General features: G+C 40.1%; 23 protein-coding genes. 19 read left to right on the forward strand and 4 right to left on the reverse strand.

Going from position 1 to position 17,082, the window contains the following annotated elements; all coding sequences use genetic code 11:
* Positions 1-56: 56 nt before the first annotated feature.
* The 4 genes from I3B46_RS08315 to I3B46_RS08330 form a co-directional block, all read right to left on the reverse strand.
* Positions 57-302 (reverse strand): hypothetical protein, encoded by a 246-nt coding sequence (locus I3B46_RS08315; protein ID WP_163761986.1) that lies wholly within the window; start codon positions 300-302, stop codon positions 57-59.
* A gap of 272 nt (positions 303-574) precedes the next feature.
* Positions 575-817 carry an ANR family transcriptional regulator gene (locus I3B46_RS08320; protein ID WP_004921036.1) on the reverse strand — a complete coding sequence of 81 codons (243 nt, stop codon included), beginning with the start codon at positions 815-817 and terminating at the stop codon, positions 575-577.
* Between the two features lie 53 nt (positions 818-870).
* Positions 871-1,548, reverse strand: a complete 678-nt coding sequence (locus I3B46_RS08325) for a hypothetical protein (protein ID WP_041705003.1) — start codon at positions 1,546-1,548, stop codon at positions 871-873.
* Between the two features lie 367 nt (positions 1,549-1,915).
* Positions 1,916-2,539: a LexA family protein gene (locus I3B46_RS08330; protein WP_004921030.1), complete on the reverse strand. Its 624-nt coding sequence runs from the start codon at positions 2,537-2,539 to the stop codon at positions 1,916-1,918.
* A gap of 205 nt (positions 2,540-2,744) precedes the next feature.
* Here I3B46_RS08330 and I3B46_RS08335 point away from each other — a divergent pair, with 205 nt between their 5' ends.
* The 19 genes from I3B46_RS08335 to I3B46_RS08420 all read left to right on the forward strand — a co-directional run bounded on the left by I3B46_RS08335 (position 2,745) and on the right by I3B46_RS08420 (position 16,987).
* Complete coding sequence (locus tag I3B46_RS08335; protein ID WP_040133276.1) at positions 2,745-3,179, forward strand: antiterminator Q family protein; 435 nt, start codon at positions 2,745-2,747, stop codon at positions 3,177-3,179.
* 860 nt (positions 3,180-4,039) lie between these two features.
* Positions 4,040-4,381 carry a phage holin family protein gene (locus tag I3B46_RS08340; protein WP_014656238.1) on the forward strand — a complete coding sequence of 114 codons (342 nt, stop codon included), beginning with the start codon at positions 4,040-4,042 and terminating at the stop codon, positions 4,379-4,381.
* Complete coding sequence (locus I3B46_RS08345) at positions 4,381-4,776, forward strand: M15 family metallopeptidase (protein ID WP_004921025.1); 396 nt, start codon at positions 4,381-4,383, stop codon at positions 4,774-4,776. The genes I3B46_RS08340 and I3B46_RS08345 overlap by 1 nt, the downstream gene beginning before the upstream one ends.
* A gap of 62 nt (positions 4,777-4,838) precedes the next feature.
* Positions 4,839-5,150, forward strand: a complete 312-nt coding sequence (locus I3B46_RS22350) for a hypothetical protein (protein WP_014656237.1) — start codon at positions 4,839-4,841, stop codon at positions 5,148-5,150.
* Positions 5,122-5,301, forward strand: coding sequence for an Rz1-like lysis system protein LysC (gene lysC / locus I3B46_RS22665; RefSeq protein WP_104873566.1), 180 nt, complete (start codon positions 5,122-5,124; stop codon positions 5,299-5,301). The genes I3B46_RS22350 and lysC overlap by 29 nt, the downstream gene beginning before the upstream one ends.
* A gap of 98 nt (positions 5,302-5,399) precedes the next feature.
* Positions 5,400-5,900, forward strand: coding sequence for a phage neck terminator protein (locus I3B46_RS08355; RefSeq protein ID WP_014656235.1), 501 nt, complete (start codon positions 5,400-5,402; stop codon positions 5,898-5,900).
* Positions 5,897-7,408: a DUF3383 domain-containing protein gene (locus tag I3B46_RS08360; protein WP_040133275.1), complete on the forward strand. Its 1,512-nt coding sequence runs from the start codon at positions 5,897-5,899 to the stop codon at positions 7,406-7,408. The genes I3B46_RS08355 and I3B46_RS08360 overlap by 4 nt, the downstream gene beginning before the upstream one ends.
* 9 nt (positions 7,409-7,417) lie before the next feature.
* A complete protein-coding gene (locus tag I3B46_RS08365) occupies positions 7,418-7,852 on the forward strand; it encodes a phage protein (RefSeq protein ID WP_004921015.1) in 435 nt (144 codons plus the stop codon).
* Positions 7,852-8,244: a phage tail assembly chaperone gene (locus I3B46_RS08370; RefSeq protein WP_004921014.1), complete on the forward strand. Its 393-nt coding sequence runs from the start codon at positions 7,852-7,854 to the stop codon at positions 8,242-8,244. Before I3B46_RS08365 ends, I3B46_RS08370 begins: the two co-directional genes overlap by 1 nt.
* Before the next feature lie 144 nt (positions 8,245-8,388).
* A complete protein-coding gene (locus I3B46_RS08375; protein WP_104873565.1) occupies positions 8,389-10,173 on the forward strand; it encodes a hypothetical protein in 1,785 nt (594 codons plus the stop codon).
* Positions 10,174-10,255: 82 nt separating this feature from the next.
* Positions 10,256-10,987: a phage baseplate protein gene (locus I3B46_RS08380; RefSeq protein WP_053110979.1), complete on the forward strand. Its 732-nt coding sequence runs from the start codon at positions 10,256-10,258 to the stop codon at positions 10,985-10,987.
* A complete protein-coding gene (locus I3B46_RS08385; RefSeq protein WP_036940883.1) occupies positions 10,984-11,322 on the forward strand; it encodes a phage baseplate plug family protein in 339 nt (112 codons plus the stop codon). The genes I3B46_RS08380 and I3B46_RS08385 overlap by 4 nt, the downstream gene beginning before the upstream one ends.
* Positions 11,297-12,121, forward strand: a complete 825-nt coding sequence (locus tag I3B46_RS22355; RefSeq protein WP_040133272.1) for a phage protein — start codon at positions 11,297-11,299, stop codon at positions 12,119-12,121. Before I3B46_RS08385 ends, I3B46_RS22355 begins: the two co-directional genes overlap by 26 nt.
* A complete protein-coding gene (locus tag I3B46_RS08395) occupies positions 12,118-12,774 on the forward strand; it encodes a Gp138 family membrane-puncturing spike protein (protein ID WP_014656228.1) in 657 nt (218 codons plus the stop codon). Before I3B46_RS22355 ends, I3B46_RS08395 begins: the two co-directional genes overlap by 4 nt.
* Positions 12,774-13,136 carry a hypothetical protein gene (locus I3B46_RS08400; RefSeq protein ID WP_004920995.1) on the forward strand — a complete coding sequence of 121 codons (363 nt, stop codon included), beginning with the start codon at positions 12,774-12,776 and terminating at the stop codon, positions 13,134-13,136. The genes I3B46_RS08395 and I3B46_RS08400 overlap by 1 nt, the downstream gene beginning before the upstream one ends.
* A complete protein-coding gene (locus tag I3B46_RS08405) occupies positions 13,120-14,244 on the forward strand; it encodes a baseplate J/gp47 family protein (protein WP_004920993.1) in 1,125 nt (374 codons plus the stop codon). The genes I3B46_RS08400 and I3B46_RS08405 overlap by 17 nt, the downstream gene beginning before the upstream one ends.
* Complete coding sequence (locus tag I3B46_RS08410; protein WP_104873564.1) at positions 14,237-14,893, forward strand: DUF2612 domain-containing protein; 657 nt, start codon at positions 14,237-14,239, stop codon at positions 14,891-14,893. Before I3B46_RS08405 ends, I3B46_RS08410 begins: the two co-directional genes overlap by 8 nt.
* Positions 14,880-16,370, forward strand: a complete 1,491-nt coding sequence (locus I3B46_RS08415) for a tail fiber protein (protein WP_104873563.1) — start codon at positions 14,880-14,882, stop codon at positions 16,368-16,370. Before I3B46_RS08410 ends, I3B46_RS08415 begins: the two co-directional genes overlap by 14 nt.
* Positions 16,370-16,987, forward strand: a complete 618-nt coding sequence (locus tag I3B46_RS08420; protein ID WP_104873562.1) for a tail fiber assembly protein — start codon at positions 16,370-16,372, stop codon at positions 16,985-16,987. The genes I3B46_RS08415 and I3B46_RS08420 overlap by 1 nt, the downstream gene beginning before the upstream one ends.
* Positions 16,988-17,082 lie beyond the last annotated feature (95 nt).

A 17,082-nucleotide genomic window follows, 5' to 3' on the forward strand; every position in this document is an offset into this window, starting at 1 on the left:
TAAGTAAACCCCCCTAGTAGCTTATTAGTTACCATATCTAATAGGCGGATGAAATATTATTTGGTTTTTGTCCAATCTCTTGCATAGGTTTTATTGAGTAAGCCGGTTAAAAGTGAAGAGGGTTGATGTTGCCGCCTACCTTTTCTTACACGATGAGTGTATGTGAGCGAATTTTTAGCGTCATTGTTAGGCTTTAATAAAAGATCAAAAGCATCATCGATAGTAATACCTTTATTTTGGGCTAGGTATTTTGCTTGTAATCTTAATAGATTTTTTCTTGTCTTTACTACTATCGGGTTCATATGATCACTCCATTTTATATCTATATAATTTACCCGATATTTTTTGCGAAGGAAATATATTCCACTTAAGGATAAGTGGGTTTATTGAAAAAGTCATGATAATAGGCTGTGAAAAGTATAAAAACATATAACAACAGAGATAATCTCCTGCATTATTGCAAAGATAAAAACATTATTTCACAGCTAGCATAAAAAGCTAACAATATTAACCCGCTATTAAAAATAGCGAGTTGTTTAAACGATTTTTATATGAAAGATACTGCTGATATGTGTCATATCAGAGAATTTTCTGTAGACTCATCGTCAGCCATGAGTTTATATTTTTCTCTTTGAATCTGCATATAACAAAAATCAGCACGGCGCTCACACCATATTTGGTTACGATAAACACGCGATAATCGATTAGCTTGTGACCATGCTTTGGACGCTTCAAAGTATTTACCTGATCTTTCGAGACGTATCGCGTCACGAGCGACTTTAAGGTAGAGCGGACTATCATTATTTTGATTCACCATAAAAACTCCTAAATATTAAAATAAATCTTTGCGACGAGATAAAATGCAGAGGGTTAATTTTTTAATATACCTTTTGCTATTTTGATGACCTCAGGTAAATGTTCTATGGCGACTTGATTTAATTTTTTTGCTTTAAATTGATTAAGAATTTCCACTGCTTCATTTCGATATCCATTTTTGGCTAATTGCAGTATAAGGCTCTCTGCTTGTGAAAATAGAATATTAGGGTCAACATGAATTGTTTTATCTTCAATTACGTGTTTAGAACTGATAAGGGATAGGACAAATTCACAACGTTCAGCAATGCCATGTAAGTTACCCCAATTTGCTAAAATTTCTATACATAAATTATGAATAGCAATATTCGGCAATTTTGTAACTTGTTCTAAATTTACCAGTGTCATATGTAAAGCTTCGATTTGCCTATGCTGCTCTGTAGTATTTAAATCTAATATTTGATTGATTTTCTTAATATGTGATCCTGTGAGTTGCTCAAAATTGCCTTTATATATTACACATAATGCAATAATTTGTTTTAATGTAAGGCTATTAATATCAATATCTTTTTCTATAGGTGAATCTGTTGCACCTGTGTGAGAGTAAACAAAAGATTGATGTGCATTATTTTCAATATTATCGCTGTTAAAACAGCCTCCCTTAGACTGTAGAATGGCAATTAATTGGCGCATTACCTGTGTGTTTTCTTTAATAATATGTTCTAAATCCATCATAAAACCTCAAATGATTAAGTGAACAAGATGTTTTCACTGAACTTTGATTTTGTCGGTATTACAAGACTAAACACTGGTATTACCGACCCAATACAGTTCACCTGCAAATTCATGTTAGTCGTCTATCCCTTTATTGATGCATCGTTCAATTTTTGTTCTCCTAGGTTGAAGAAGGCTGACTTTATTACAGTATAATTAGTATTACGATGGTTATATTACTATATAAATAGTAAATGTAAACTATGAATGTAGTAATTTATCGGTTGAGTAACCTATTTGCTTGTTTTTAATAGAAAGAAAATTACTATGTTTGATAACGCGTTTTCTTGTTTGCAGAGAAAACGCGTTAAGAGAGGGGTCTAGAGAATTATCTTTTGCGGCGGTAAATGCGGTGCTCAACCATGACACCAATGAGTGAAATTTGATAATCGTGACTGTTCAACGTTGGGTAATCAGGGTTAAGAGGCACTAATTCAAACTCACCAGTACCAATACCTGTAGGCCGATATTTTTTGAATGTTCCTTGGTTCCCGCCATTTTTCGCAAACACAAATTCACCTGGGTTAGGCCAGATCTCGGTATCAATCACTACGATGTCACCTTCTTTAAACTCAGGTGTCATGCTGTCGCCTTCAACCCGTAATGCAAATGCATTCGCGCTGATATCGTCATCAACTAAGATGTATTCGAAATTCCCTTCATAGTCAGTGATCGGGTTGGCATCCTTAAATAACCCAGCTTGGACATAACTTAATAGTGGAATTCGTCGGCTATTGACCTCGGATATTGGCATAATGCTTTTGCCGTTGAGTAGCCATTCAGGATGAGATTGAAGAGCTTTTGCTATCTCTATAATATTTCTTGGTTTTTTGGTTCTACCATTTTCAATGGATTCGATTGATTGCTGACTGATCCCCGCTTTTTCTGCTAACTCAGTCTGGGTTAAGTTTAGTTCTTGCCGGCGTTGCCGGATCCTGCTTGCTAGTGACATGAGGTTAACCTCTTATAAAGAATAAAAATTATTGTTATTAGATATAATACAATTTTTATTGTAATTGACAAACAAAAATATTGGTAGTTTAATACTACTTATATTGTTATTGGTGAGTTGAATATAAAAGCGTCTAAAGCTGAGCTTAAGGTGCAGTATGAGTTGGGTTATTAGTTAAAAACAGTGTAGGAAAGGTAGGTTGCAAATGATGAATAGAAACATACAACAAATTCTTACATATTGGGGTGGTTGGTCATATGGCGATCATTGTGGTGTGATAGGTTGGTCATCTGTCTCCGCTGGTTTTCGTGATTTGGTAACATCAACAAGCAAGAGTAGGCCAATGTGTAGTGATGAAGATGGTTTGGTTATCGATTTATGTGTTGCCAAACTTGGGGTTGTTGGTATGGAGCGTGAACGTAGTTATATTGAAGACTATTATGTTAAAGGTTATTCAAAGCGGGCTATTGGTCGGAAATATAAAGTACGGGAAGGGGAAATACGTGAGAGAATACAAGTTGCCGAAAGTTTTATTTTAGGCTGTTTAGAAACATTAAATATTCAGTTAGATATTGATATTTTATGCGCTCAGCCAGTAATAAAATCAGAACGACGAGTGCGCGCGCAAAACATATATTAACATATTATAATTGAACGTTTTTGACAAATGATAGGCCTCTCTTTAGAGGCTTTTTTTTATTTTAAATAAGCTATTTATCAACGTAAAAGGTTAGAAATAGGGTAGCTAGAAAGCCTTAGTAATAAAATTTGTGCGCGCGCAAAAAAGGAGTTAATCTGCTAATACTGAAAATTTCTAATAACAAACAGTCTCGCTTTAGAGGCTTTTTTTATTTCACATAAGCTGTTCATCAACGTAAAAGGTTAGAAAATAGAATAGCTAGAAAGCCTTAGTAATAAAATTTGTGCGCGCGCAAAAAAGGGGTTAATCTGCTAATACTGAAAATTTCCAATAACAAACAGTCTCGCTTTAGAGGCTTTTTTTTATTTTAAATAAGCTATTCATCAACGTAAAAGGTTAGAAAATAGAATAGCTAGAAAGCCTTAGTAATAAAATTTGTGCGCGCGCAAAAAAGGGGTTAATCTGCTAATACTGAAAATTTCCAATAACAAACAGTCTCGCTTTAGAGGCTTTTTTTATTTTAAATAAGCTGTTCATCAACGTAAAAGGTTAGAAAATAGGGTGGCTATAAAGTCTTAGTAATAAAATTTGTGCGCGCGCAAAAAAGGAATTAATCTGTTAATACTGAGCGTTTTCAATCAGGTCAATTATGAATGAATCCTTAATGAATAGGACTGATGTTTTTTACTGATTAATGAAACTATGTTTATGAAAAGAGTATTTTACTGAATGAAAACTTTATCTCTTTGTTATATGCCTTTTATTTAAAATAATGCCTATCAATTATTCAGTATGGTTCAATAAAGTTATCATGGTAAAAGAAGCTTTTATTAGAACACTTATATAAAGTGAATAGATTTATGCCTGACAAATATGAATGGTGGGAGCCAATTTTGCGTTGGCTACAATATTATCTTCCGCTTATTGGCGGATTTTCTATTGCAACAACGATTGCCTATATTCGTGAACGACGCGAAGGGATGCTTTGGAAACAATCTTTATTGGAAGCGTTGATGTGTGGTTTGCTGAGTGTGGGCACAATCCGGTTTATTGAATGGTGGTTAGCACAAAATGGCAATACCGAGTCTTGGAGCTTATTAGCCGAATTTTGTGGTGTTGTGATCGGTTTTTTAGGAACAAAAAAACTCTATGGCATCTTTGAGATGATCATCCAATTTATTAAAAATCGATTTGGAGTTTAATGATGAATCAATTTTTTCTTAGCCAGCGTAGTGAACAAAACTTACGGGGTGTGCATCCTGATTTAGTCAAAGTGGTGCGCCGAGCGATCAAATTGAGCCGTGTTGATTTCATGGTTATTGAAGGAAAACGCAATGAAGCTCGCCAACGGCAATTAGTGGCTAATGGACAAAGTCAAACGATGAATAGTCGGCACCTAACAGGGCATGCCGTCGACTGCGCTCCATTAATTCACCGTCAAATTCCATGGAATGATTGGTCTAAGTTCGAGCTGGTTGCTCGAGCAATGAAAAAGGCCGCGGCGGAATTAAACGTGGAAATTGAATGGGGAGGTGACTGGGTTAATTTTAAAGACGGGCCACATTTTCAATTGTCATACCGCGCTTACCCTCTATGACATCGCTAACCAAGGTATTTACGGCGACCAGCCTGATCCTAGCTTTTTGGTTGTGGTGGGTAATGCGTGATTATGACAAGTTAAATCGCCAATATATGTCACTGAATCATCAAATGGCAGCGCAACAGGCTTTATTTAATGGGTATTTAAAATTTTCAGCACAACTCAATAAAATTACCAAAAATCATCTTAACCAACGAAATGAGGTGGATCTTAGTTCTGAACAAACCAAAGAAGTTATTAAAAAGAGGCTTTCTGACACTATTTGTGCCACTCATCGTGTGCCTAGTGATGCTACTGTCCAGTTGCACAAACATTCAGAAAGAATACGTTCCACAGCCGCAAATGGCGATCCCAGCTTATTTACTCGATGATTGTTTACCCCCGATTATTCCTCTCGAATTAACTTGGGGTGATTCGCTTCTACTGAATGAAACATTATTAACTATTATCGAACAATGTAATTTAGATAAGCAAGCCATCAGAGTGATTGAACAACAACGCCATACCCTCTTTTTCAAGTAAGCGTTTATTACATCTTTAACTAATTGAATAGCAGATAAAACAACCGACTATCACCGATAGCGCGGAAGATTGTCTATGCCTAATTATTGGGAATTCACATGGAAACAACAACGCTTTCACGGCTCAACCTAGATAAATTGCGCCAAATTATCGTGCTGCTCACACGACTACCGGAAGAACGCGTTCTTGATGGCAGTGTTTATACCGATGTATCGAAATGGGATGACTTTATCACTGTCACGCCATTGGTATCTCATTCTATCGGTACGGAAGTTAAATTCGAAGCAGAAAACAGTAGAGAAGTGGTGACGACGACACGGGAAACCACGGTTTCGATTACCGCACAAGGTAAGCAGGCATTCTTATTGATTGAAGATTTAGCCGCGCAAATGCACACATACCTTGCTTTGCAACAACTTAAAGCTATGGGGGCGGGATTAGTTCACGGATCAGAAATTCAATATTTCCCCGAGGAGGAGCCTGAAGGAAAGCAACAAAGAGCACAGCTCAATTTAACACTATCACATATTCATCGTATCGAATCATCACTGACTTATGGTGAATCGGTCGTTATAACCACGCTAAAGGAACCATTATGAGTTTATCTATTAAAGAGATCATTAATGCACAAATTTTACCCCAAGCGGCAGCCGTACAACGTCGTGATCTAAGTATGATTGCGATTTTTACGTCTGAAATGGGCAATGCGTTTGTTGATGCATCTTCGCGTTATGTATTTGTTTCTAATGAACAAGATGTTGCTAATTTATTTGGTACAAAATCGGCAACCTATAAAGCAGCACAAGCACTGTTTTCTGCGCGCCCTAAATTGAAGCGTGCGATGATCGCGCGTTTTGCGAAAGAGAAACAGACAATTGCCGCAACCGCGAATGCGCTAAAAGGCTCAACGATTTCTGTTGGACTGAATGTATTAAAGGCGATTACTGATGGTGCAATGACTTTGAACCTTGCGGGCTCTGATATTTTACTGTCGGCCCTCGACTTTAGTAAAGCTATTGATTTTTCAGACATTGCAAAAGTTATTAATCAAAAGCTACCTAGTGATGCCAACGTACAAGCGGTGTGGGATGCCATCGGTAAGCGCATGATCATTCAATCGAAAACGGCAGGAGTAGATGCAAAAACGCGTTTCGGTTATGTGAAGCCATCCACTAGCGGTACTTATGTGGGTAATTTACTCAAATTGGAAGAAGGCCAAGCTACGCTAACGGTGGGAGCCGCCGCACAAACTGTTAATGCAGAACTACCTTCCGAAGCCTTGCATAAACTACAAAATGTCTATCAAAACTGGTATGGCGTCTATTTCGCAGACTCTCTCACCGATGAACAGCTTGATGATGCTCATGCATGGGTGACCGCGGCTGACTTAAAAGTTATGGCCTATACCGCGACGCGTGATGAGCAGATTGAGTGGAACAACAGTAACATACTGAAAAAGCTGTTTGATAAAAACAGTGGTCGGTTGATGGTGCAATTCAACAAAACGGGAGATAACCATGCCGGTGCTGAGTTGTTGGCGATTGCTGTTTCAACGGTTTGGCAAGGACAGAACACCGCAAAAACTGTCAAATTTAAGCAACAAACGTCGGTACGCTCTGACGATCGCGTGACTCAAGATGCGGCACAAAAATGCCGTCGTTTGGGGATCAATTTTTATACCGATTATGACGGTATCAATATGTTAGCTGAAGGCACGATGCTCGGCGGCACATTTATTGATGAAGTGATGGGGCTGGATGCGTTTATCGATGCGTGCCAAAAACAAGCCTTCACGACCTTACAAGCAAGCCCTACAAAAATTCCTCAAACCGATAAAGGCCAAGCGATGCTAATTGGCTCCTTGATTGTCATTGGCAACGAATTTAAACGCAATGGCTTCTTAGCAGGGGGGATCTGGCGTGGCAGTGATATTGGCGAGGTGACTTTTGGTGACCGCTTAGATGAAGGTTTCTATTTTTATTCGGATAGCTTTGATGTTCAGTCACAAGCGGATCGAGAAGCACGCAAAATGATGCCGATTATGTGTGCAATTAAGCTCGCGGGTGCGGGTCATTCAGCAGATTTATTAATTCAATTCAACCGCTAAGAGGTCACTATGTCTGTTTATAATCACAAAAGTCTTATGGTTAGTATCAATGGTTATGAAATCACAGCCTTTGATGAATCTGCAGATGCGCTATCAATTGCTCCTGTAGGTGATGATGGTGCTTGGACGTTCGGCGCTAATGGGCGTGGGGTTTATGTTTTTAGTGGTAACCAGTCGGGAATATTAACACTGAAGTTACTGCAACACTCTGCAGATAATCATTTTTTATCGAATCTACGTAATCAAATGCTCAGCAGCCAATCTGCTCCCGCGCCGCTTGAATTGTATATCAAGGATACGTGGAACGGTGATGAGATTGTGGGGCATGTTGGCTTTTTCACAACACCGCCGACGCAAACACGTGGGGCTGGCCATAATGCGCAGTCATGGGTGATCCAATTTGAACGTGTGATCACTAAATTGGGTAAAGGAGCCTTTAACTGATGGAAAAAGATAACATCACTTATGAGCATCGTCATAGCAACTTTATCGAAGCGAAAACCCATGCCATGAAGCTATTGGGGATGCTAAAAGGTTGCATTGCAATGAATGGTGAACAGGTTGATATCGATGTGGGGGGCGTACTTGCCAATATTGGCTCCACAGAAATGCAAGGTATCGAAAAATTCATCTTAAAATGGGTGATAGCAAAAGATGCCGATGGCAATGTTATTCAGCTTGATAAAGTGGATGTGTTTAATACCCATTTTAATACTTATCGTTCCCATTATTATCCACTTATTGTTAATGGCCTAGTCTTTCATTTTGCTGATTTTTTGCCCGATGGAGTCGCATCCAAGGTAAATATGCCCAGTTTGGTCAATCTAACGGCATAACAGATGTAGATTGGTTAAAAATGCTGCCCATTATGGAAGGCAAATATACCGGTCATGATCTTAGAACGACAGCAACGCTCGGCGATGTGCTTGATTTTCATGAGGCCTATGTCGAGCGTTTGTTGTCTCAGCAGAGGGCAGAAGATGGGAATCGAACAACTTCTAACCATTATCGGTCTTAATGAAGAGCAAGTGGTTAAACTAAAAGGTGTCGTCACTGCCCTCGGCGCGGCGGCGACTTCAACGGCAACAGTTATTGGCCAATTAGGTGAGAAATTAAGTAATGCGGGTTTAACGATTGATAATTTGAAAGCAGTGGTTTCTGGTCTCGTGACGGCTATTGATTTTATGTCGAATAAATTCTTTAGCTTTATTGGTGGCGCGGTAGCAGGGGCGAGAGAGCTCTCTCAGGAAAAAAGTGTGTTATTTACCATTTCTGAGAAAGAATTACAGCAAGCTGATGAATATCAATCAGTCACGAAGAAAACTAGCTTATCAATAGAGTCAATAAAAACGAAACTCGTACTAGGGCTACTCCCTAACTTAACGGAGGTGATTAATCGCTTTAATGAATGGCTAGATGCGAATAAGACACTGATATCAGAGGGATTAACTCAGCTGGTCGTGTGGGGGAGTAAAGGCATACAAGCGATAGGGAATGCGGGTCGTGCCATTAATCTCTTAGTCGAAAAAACCATAGGGTGGAAAGCGGCAATCATTGGCGTTATAGCGGTGTTAGCGGCCTTTAAAAAAGCCGCTTTAATAGCCTTTGCCGCGAACCCTGTCATGTGGGTTGCGGCTGCGGTGGCTGGACTGATGGTGCTGCTCGGGGATCTCATGGCTTATCTAGACGGTGGTGAGTCACAATTTAGTGAGTTTTGGGCGCCAGCCATTGAATGGATACAGTCAGTATTAGCTTGGTGGAATACTTTTTATGCTGAAAATAAACTGATTTTCGATGGCATTGCTCAAGCATGGGCGCTCACTATCGATAGTGCTGTGATGATTTTCCGTGGCTTCTTTAAATATATAGGTAATGCCTTAAAGCTACTCTTTGGCTTATTCAGTGGTAATACGGCGATGATGGGGGAAGCATGGGAGGGCATGACCGAGGGATTGAAGGAGATTTGGGCAGGATTTGAACACTACTTTCATGGTTTTGCCACGGCATTTTTAGCATTATGGCAAGTGCTTATCCAAGGGGTTATTCAGGCTTGGGATGTCATTAAAAATGCAGCGAAAATGGCTTTTGAATGGGTATTGAGTGTTGCAAAAACCTTTATTGATGGTTTAAGTACAGTATTTTTTGCGATTATCGATTACCTATTGGCGCCATTTCAGTCAGCGTTTGATTTGATACAATCGTTATATGAAATATTCACCGACGATTCAACGTCATGGACGGAAAAACTTAATTTAGCATTTGCCGCAATTCAGGAATTCTTAACCGCACCATTTAAAGCGGGATGGGAATTTATTAGAAATCTTTTTGATCTCAGTGATACCGATATTGGCAAGTTTATTAATGATCTTGCGAATACGTTTAATGGGGTGACTGAATTAATTAAAAAGCCTTTCGAGTTGGCATTTAATTGGGTAAACCAAAAGCTTGATGAGTTGACATCGGGTATTATTTCAATATTAAAAGCACTGGGTATTATTGACGATAAATATCAAAGTGAAAAAAAATTAGTACAAATCTCAAATCTTGCTGGCGGCTTAATTAAGCAAAACCTAGCTGATCCCAATTTATCTAATGTCACAACTAGCAATCATAAGAGCATTGTTGTTAACCAAGGGGATGTTAATGTGAAACAAGATATTCATACCATGGATAGCCGACAAGCGGGTGTATTGGCGGTAGAGGGGATCAATCAATATGTTAATGAGATTGCATACCATTCCTTAAAGAGTGCGAATGCTGATTAACCCGCCGTTTTAAAGAATGAGTTGGGTTCAATTCAACTGATAAGGTCACTTAATGTGGCCTTTTTTATTTAGGCAATAGATTATGGATATTACAAGCGGAATATTTACTGGTCGAGCGTCTGTTATTACAAGAACGATTGGTCAGTTTGAACTTGATTGTACGATCCGCGAGACTCATACCTCTGCATTAAGGATCACAAAAAACCCCGTTGAATCGGGGGCTGATATTGCTGATCACGCATTTCTTGAGCCGAAATCACTGAGTATTACGGGAACGGTAGTGGGCTATGAACCTGCGAAATATTTTAATGATTTTTTAGGGTTCGATACCGAGGCTATGGGGGAATACCCTCTGCCGTTAGAAATATCGTCATCAATACGGCAAGCGGAAGCGATGCTGGGGCAATATATAACGATAGGACGGGTGTTAGCCAATAAAGTGCAGAAGGTGATTGCACCTTGGTATCCGGATGTATTGAAACCTTTTGCTGATAGTTCGCAGACATTAGATCGTGCTGGTCGTGCTTATGAATCATTATTGGCAATACAAAAAATGGGGGAGCCGATTGATGTACAAACAGGGCTTCGTTTGTACAAGAATATGATGTTAACCAGTATTGGCGCGACACAGGATAAGCCTGGGGCGGTTGAATTTAGTTTAAATTTAGAGGAAGTGTTTATTGTCGAGAGTCAGACGGTAAAAGGATTACACCCTGATTTAAAACAACAACCTCAAAAAAGTAATATGGGAAGAACTCAGCCTGAGGCCAAATCTGCCCATACTTTCCGTGAAACATTAGGGGGACGTTCATGATTTATGAAATACCCGTATCTAACGAGCCGATCCAAGAGCAATTATTTACCTTATTTGGTAAGGCCTTAAAGCTAACTTTGTACTACAACAAAATTTCAAAAAATTGGCAGTTTGATTTATTCGACATCAATGAGAATAAAGTTATTACACAAATGCAAGGATTAGCTGTTAATGCTCCTTCATTAATAGAGAAAAATCTCCCCTTTATTTTGACGTTAAGTGATAAATCACGTTTTGGTATTAATTCAATATCACAAAGTGAATTAGGTGAAAGGCTTTTGCTCTATATTGTTGATAAAGGATTTTGGTATGAAACAATTAGGCAGACAACTTAAGCTTGTTATTGGTAATGATGATGAATCTTTCGAAATAACACAATTACGCGTCACGTTTGATATCAAAAAAACATTAACACCAGAGCCTAACCCTGCTGTTATCCGTATTTACAACCTTAATGCGTCACATCGAAACTTATTAACCAGCAAGGTATTTAATCGGGCAGCACTTTCGGTTGGTTATGAAGAGCTGCAACTAATTTATGCAGGGGATATTATTGAGGTTAAGGTAACTGAAAGTGCGGAAGATATTATTTGTGAATTAATTTGTGGCGATGGATTTAAGGCTTATACCTGTACGTTAGTTAATAAAACATTATCTTCGGGTAATCGCGATCGTGATATTTTAACAGAAAATGCGCAGGCGATGGATATTGATATTGGTGTTATAGAGTTGCCAAATGATCGTCAACTTCCGCGTGCAAAAGTGATGTTTGGTGATGCAAGGGAATTACTGCATAAAATCGCGAAAAATAACCAGTCAGATTGGTCTATTCAGGATGGACAACTCATGTTATTGCCAAAACAAAAGGTGATAACGGATAACGAAAGTTTTGTTTTATCGCAAGAAACGGGGCTAATTGGTAAACCCGAAAAAAGTGAAGATGGCTTGACGATAACCTGTTTATGTCATCCTACATTAAAAATTGGTGCCCTCATTCGGCTTCAATCCATTACATCTGAATTTAATGGTGACTATAAAATTACGGAGCTAAGTCATACGGGCGATTTTATGGAGAGGGATTGGTATAGCAGGCTCGTTTGTGTTGATGGTACGTTTGATAAGGTGAAACAATGAAACAGCCAACACTTCTTGATGTGATGAATCAACACGCTCAGAACCAGCGCTACGATATTCATACTGCGTTGCCTGGTAAATTACTGTCTTGCAATGGGCATAGTGCGACGGTTGAATTAATGATCAGCCATGTCACTAAAGAGGGAAAAGTGATTGCGTTGCCGCCGTTAGTTGATGTTCCGGTTGGATTTTATCGGGGAGGTGGTTTCTGTGTCACAGTGCCTGTACGTGAGGGGGATGAGGGGCTGGTGATTTTTGCCGAGCGTTGCATTGACGGCTGGTATGTTTCCGGTAAACAGTCGCAACCGCTTGATCACCGTTTTCATGACCTATCCGATGCCTTCTTTTTACCTCAAGGCAGTAGTCAACCCAATAAAATTCCTAATTATTCGAGTGATTCACTATCGCTACAAACGGATGATGGCTCAACGTTTATTCGTATGCAGTCGGGAAAGATCATGATTAAAGGCGATATTGAACACCAAGGTAATTATCAGTTAACAGGTAATGCGTTGATTAAAGGTAACCATTCAGTGAATGGTAATAGTGAATCATCCGGCGGCACACTTAAACATAATGGCAAAAATATTGGCGATACCCACACGCACAGCGGAGTGCAAACGGGAGGAGGCAATACAGGAGGTCCTAACTAATGAAAGTACGTCGGCTTGATGATAACCATGATTGGTGTTTTGGGCGAGGGAGAGCAGATTACAACATTCGCTCGGAAGCTATCGCACAATCGGTGCTAACTCGCCTATTGTCATTGAAACAGGATTGGTTTCTTAATCGCGAACATGGCATTAAATGGTTCGATTATTTACGCAAAAACCCTAATTTGATAGCGATGGAGGCTGAAATAAAAGCGAGTGTATTAAATACGCAAGGGGTTGAGCAAATTACCGAATTTGATATTCAACTCAATCCTGATACAAGGTTGATGGCGATATCAGTCACTTATATTGATATTTACGGCCATAAAAAAGAGGTAATGACAGATGCTCCAAATTACTGAAACGGGCATAGTGATTGATAAGCTGACTGACGTTCACCAACGCTTAACGGAAGGGTTTAAACGTATCTATGGGGATGACATCAATCTGGATGCGGATAGCCCTGACGGCCAAATGATCGGCTTATTTTCTCAAGAGATAGATAATATTAATCAAGCAATTGCCCTGATAGCGCAGATGCTTGACCCCTATAAGGCCATTGGGTCATGGCTAGAACAACGCGCAATGTATGCCGGCATTGTTCGCCGAGGGGCCGATTACAGTTATCTCAATGAGGTGGTGATCACGGGTAAACAGGGCGTTACCGTACATAAAGGGAGCTTATTGTCTGATGATAATCGCACCAAGTGGGTCACATTGGCGGATGTCACGTTAGGGAGTAACGGCTCCGCAAGAGTGGATCTACGAAGTCAGGAGCTTGGCGCTTTTTCGTTGCCAGCAAATCGCCCCTTAACCATGGACACGGTGACCATTGGGGTTGATAGCATCACAACCACAAAAGCGGCAAAAGAGGGCGCTTTTGAGGAAACGGATGGCAATTTGTTATTACGTTTTATGCGTTCGCATGCCATCAATAATCATGATGATTATCAAGGACTAGAAGGCGCTCTGCTTGATTTACCGGATGTAAAACAAGCTAAGGTCTACGAAAACTACACCAATCAAACGGATGAAAAAGGCATTCCACCGCACACATTAAATGCCGTTGTTATTGGTGGCCATGATAATGATATTGGGCGAACGATTTTAAGTAAGAAAGTGGGCGGGTGTGGGGTATTTGGGCGTATCAGTAATACACAAACGTATGCTGGCGCACCGCGAACTGTCTATTTTGATCGCGCCGCTTTGGTGAATGTTAAAGTCAAATTACTACTTGAACGAGTGGGGGGCTTCCATGATATCGATACCGATGCCATTAAAGCCGCGTTAGCCGCCACTGAATTTGATATTGGTGAATCGGTTTATGCGATGCGTTTAACTTGCCAAGTAAATGCAGTACAAGGCTTTTATATTAAATCAATTACCGTAAATGGGCGCGATGCTGTTTCAATAGGGGTTCGCCAATGCGCACAAATCAGGCCAGAAGATGTGGAGGTGCTGATTGAGTAAACCACGCGAAGACTTTTTGATTTGGCAGTACCGAGGAAAACCTAAAGCCCGACAAACCGTCGGGCTTTTGCTTTCTGAAACAAAGCAACTCTTTGAATCGGTCATTACGTTATCGACCATTTTAAATATCGACACTGCTACGGGGTATGGACTCGATTTAATCGGCAAACATGTCGGTCTTCATCGGCTCATGAAATCATTGGTGCCGAAAGACTATTTTGGCTTTCGGGGGATTGAAGGCGCGCTAGGCTTCAATATTGGGGCCTTTTATCGTTATGGTGATTCACTCAAAGGATCATCGGTATTGGGGGATGATGATTACCGCTTTTTTATCAAAGCCAAGATCATTAAAAATTACCAAAAACCCGATATCGCCAATATTACCTATTCCTTACGTCACTTATTGGGGGAGCAAGCCTTTATTATCGACAATTATGATATGTCGATGAATGTGGTTATCCCTGCCAATTATTTAACACCGTTTCGGATCCATGCCATCAAAGATCTCGATATTTTATCGAGGCCTATAGGGGTTAATTATCAATATCTCGTTATTACCGATGCACACCCATTTGGTTGGGCGGGGGATCAATCGGCATTTGGTTTTAACGATGGAAAATTCACGAGGTTAATGAATGTCAGTCATTAAAAAGCCAGACTTAAAAATATTCGCGCAAGATGCGAAAACGGGGGAAATTGAAACATTCCCAGATGTATTGCGTGGGTGGGGGATTACTTTAGACAGAACTGCTGGCAAGCCGCCATTGGAATGGTTTAACGCCATAGGTAAGCGTGTTGATGAGTGGTTGATGTATTTGACGCAGCGTGGCGTCGCTGAGTGGGATGCGACGCTATCTTACCCAAAAACGGCCATCGTTCAGTGGAATGGGGTTATCTATGTTTCCAATAAAGAAACCAAAGGTGAGCAACCTGATAAATCGCAAGCTGCATGGTCTACGCTGGGTGTGTTTTTGGGGTTGGGTAATTATTACAACAAGACTGAATCTGACGTCAAGTTTCAACCGAAAGGCAACTATGCCCCTGCTGGTAATTATCAACCAGCGGGAGATTATGCGACAAATACGGCGCTCAATAACGGCCTTGGTAAGAAGTTTGATAAAGCGGGAGGGGTAATCACTGCTAGTGGTCAAGCTATAGCGCTTCGAAATACAGATGACACTCAGCCACATAGTATTGGTTTTCTTGACTCATCGGGTAATCGCCGTGGATTGATTGGTTATACAAACGCGACAAATGATTTTGTGTTGAGTAATACACGTTCCGGAATAACCTTAAAATTAACGGCATGTGGTAAAGCGTTAATTGGTGATAAGGAAATAGCAAGAGCTGGCGATTATGGAATCGGTGCAAATGTAATAACAAGTAATAATTGGGATTTAATTAATAAAACAGGTATCTATACAAATTCATCAAGTGAACAACCAGAATTACCTGTGCGAGCAGGGTATTTATGCTTAATTCACATGCAAACTTCAATTAACGCAACTCAAGTTTGCTTTAGAGCAAATGCTTTACTGCCGCTAACTTATAGGCGTTCTTTTGATAATGGTTCTTGGGGGGAGTGGAAAGTAGATTATAACGAAGCAAATACCGCAGTTGATCGTAATGGTTATTTAAAAGCTTCAGGAACAGCAGAACACCTTAGCGATTGTCGTGTCGGTGTGCCTTTACCGTGGCCTCAAGCAACAGCGCCAGCTGGTTATTTAATTTGTAATGGGCAGTGGTTTAATAAAACGTCATATCCCTTGCTAGCCGCTGCTTATCCATCTGGTCAGCTGCCTGATCTACGTGGTGAGTTTATCCGAGGTCTTGATGCTGGTCGGAATATTGATAATGGGCGAGTAGTTTTATCATTCCAGCGTTGTGCCACAGAACATCACAAACATATTTCAGGATGGGGGGAAGCAAGTAATGCGAATGCAATATTTGGTAAGACTGTTAAAAATGGATACGTAGGTTCAGCTAGTACCGATCGTGATAACTACTTATTTTATACAAATGATGGTTCAGAGTTCCAAGGCAGTAATCCAAATTCTACAGGAATTATGGCAAATGAAACTCGCCCCCGTAACATTGCATTTTTATATATCGTGAGAGCAGCATAATGAAAAACTACAATTTAGAAATTGAACAAGCAGAAATCGGTCAAAATGGTTTAGCAACAAAAGCCGGTTGGATTAAAACGTATATTGCAGACCCGACCACTCGTGAATATCTCAATGCAAATATGGAATATATTTACTTTGATGTCAGCGTGTCCGCGGGAGCTTATACCGATGCACCTGAACTACCAACCAAAACAGGTTTTGCCATTGTGCGTAGTGAAGATGGCTCAAAATGGGAAATTGTGGCTGATTATCGTGGCAAAACAGCGTACAACACAGAGACCCGTCAGCCTGTTGAAGTCGATTTTATGGGCGATTTACCTGAAACACTCACACTTTTAGAGCCAAAAACGGAATTCGATGCATGGAACGGTAAAAAATGGGTCACTGACACAGAAGCCCAAAAAGCCGCATTAATCGCGCAGGCTGAACAGGAGAAATCACAACGACTGGATGAAGCAAATAATATGCTGACTTATCTGCAAGACTCCATCGATACAGGACTGGCAACCGATGAAGAAGCCGCAGCGCTGCAAGCGTGGAAAAAATACCGCGTTTTACTAAATCGTGTTGATACTTCTTTAGCACCTAATATTGAGTGGCCGGAAAAACCGTAATTTTTACTTATCCATAGCCGCTTTATGAAAAGCGGCTATTTTAAAATGCATCGGCTATTCTATTTCATAAAAAGCCTTATTATGTCCTTTTAGTC

It is taken from the genome of Providencia sp. 2.29 (assembly GCF_015832305.1).
In the GTDB taxonomy this organism is placed as follows: domain Bacteria; phylum Pseudomonadota; class Gammaproteobacteria; order Enterobacterales; family Enterobacteriaceae; genus Providencia; species Providencia stuartii.

Bases quoted from the DNA above. Each gene is read 5' to 3' on its own strand.
- I3B46_RS08330 (WP_004921030.1), bottom strand. From the start codon at position 2,539: ATGTCACTAGCAAGCAGGATCCGGCAACGCCGGCAAGAACTAAACTTA.
- I3B46_RS08395 (WP_014656228.1), top strand. From the start codon at position 12,118: ATGAAACAGCCAACACTTCTTGATGTGATGAATCAACACGCTCAGAAC.
- I3B46_RS08355 (WP_014656235.1), top strand. From the start codon at position 5,400: ATGGAAACAACAACGCTTTCACGGCTCAACCTAGATAAATTGCGCCAA.
- I3B46_RS08380 (WP_053110979.1), top strand. From the start codon at position 10,256: ATGGATATTACAAGCGGAATATTTACTGGTCGAGCGTCTGTTATTACA.
- lysC (WP_104873566.1), top strand. From the start codon at position 5,122: ATGGCGATCCCAGCTTATTTACTCGATGATTGTTTACCCCCGATTATT.
- I3B46_RS08405 (WP_004920993.1), top strand. From the start codon at position 13,120: ATGCTCCAAATTACTGAAACGGGCATAGTGATTGATAAGCTGACTGAC.
- I3B46_RS08370 (WP_004921014.1), top strand. From the start codon at position 7,852: ATGGAAAAAGATAACATCACTTATGAGCATCGTCATAGCAACTTTATC.
- I3B46_RS08325 (WP_041705003.1), bottom strand. From the start codon at position 1,548: ATGATGGATTTAGAACATATTATTAAAGAAAACACACAGGTAATGCGC.
- I3B46_RS08385 (WP_036940883.1), top strand. From the start codon at position 10,984: ATGATTTATGAAATACCCGTATCTAACGAGCCGATCCAAGAGCAATTA.
- I3B46_RS08415 (WP_104873563.1), top strand. From the start codon at position 14,880: ATGTCAGTCATTAAAAAGCCAGACTTAAAAATATTCGCGCAAGATGCG.
- I3B46_RS08315 (WP_163761986.1), bottom strand. From the start codon at position 302: ATGAACCCGATAGTAGTAAAGACAAGAAAAAATCTATTAAGATTACAA.
- I3B46_RS22355 (WP_040133272.1), top strand. From the start codon at position 11,297: ATGAAACAATTAGGCAGACAACTTAAGCTTGTTATTGGTAATGATGAT.
- I3B46_RS08360 (WP_040133275.1), top strand. From the start codon at position 5,897: ATGAGTTTATCTATTAAAGAGATCATTAATGCACAAATTTTACCCCAA.
- I3B46_RS08335 (WP_040133276.1), top strand. From the start codon at position 2,745: ATGATGAATAGAAACATACAACAAATTCTTACATATTGGGGTGGTTGG.
- I3B46_RS08375 (WP_104873565.1), top strand. From the start codon at position 8,389: ATGGGAATCGAACAACTTCTAACCATTATCGGTCTTAATGAAGAGCAA.
- I3B46_RS22350 (WP_014656237.1), top strand. From the start codon at position 4,839: ATGCGTGATTATGACAAGTTAAATCGCCAATATATGTCACTGAATCAT.
- I3B46_RS08400 (WP_004920995.1), top strand. From the start codon at position 12,774: ATGAAAGTACGTCGGCTTGATGATAACCATGATTGGTGTTTTGGGCGA.
- I3B46_RS08340 (WP_014656238.1), top strand. From the start codon at position 4,040: ATGCCTGACAAATATGAATGGTGGGAGCCAATTTTGCGTTGGCTACAA.
- I3B46_RS08365 (WP_004921015.1), top strand. From the start codon at position 7,418: ATGTCTGTTTATAATCACAAAAGTCTTATGGTTAGTATCAATGGTTAT.
- I3B46_RS08320 (WP_004921036.1), bottom strand. From the start codon at position 817: ATGGTGAATCAAAATAATGATAGTCCGCTCTACCTTAAAGTCGCTCGT.
- I3B46_RS08420 (WP_104873562.1), top strand. From the start codon at position 16,370: ATGAAAAACTACAATTTAGAAATTGAACAAGCAGAAATCGGTCAAAAT.
- I3B46_RS08345 (WP_004921025.1), top strand. From the start codon at position 4,381: ATGATGAATCAATTTTTTCTTAGCCAGCGTAGTGAACAAAACTTACGG.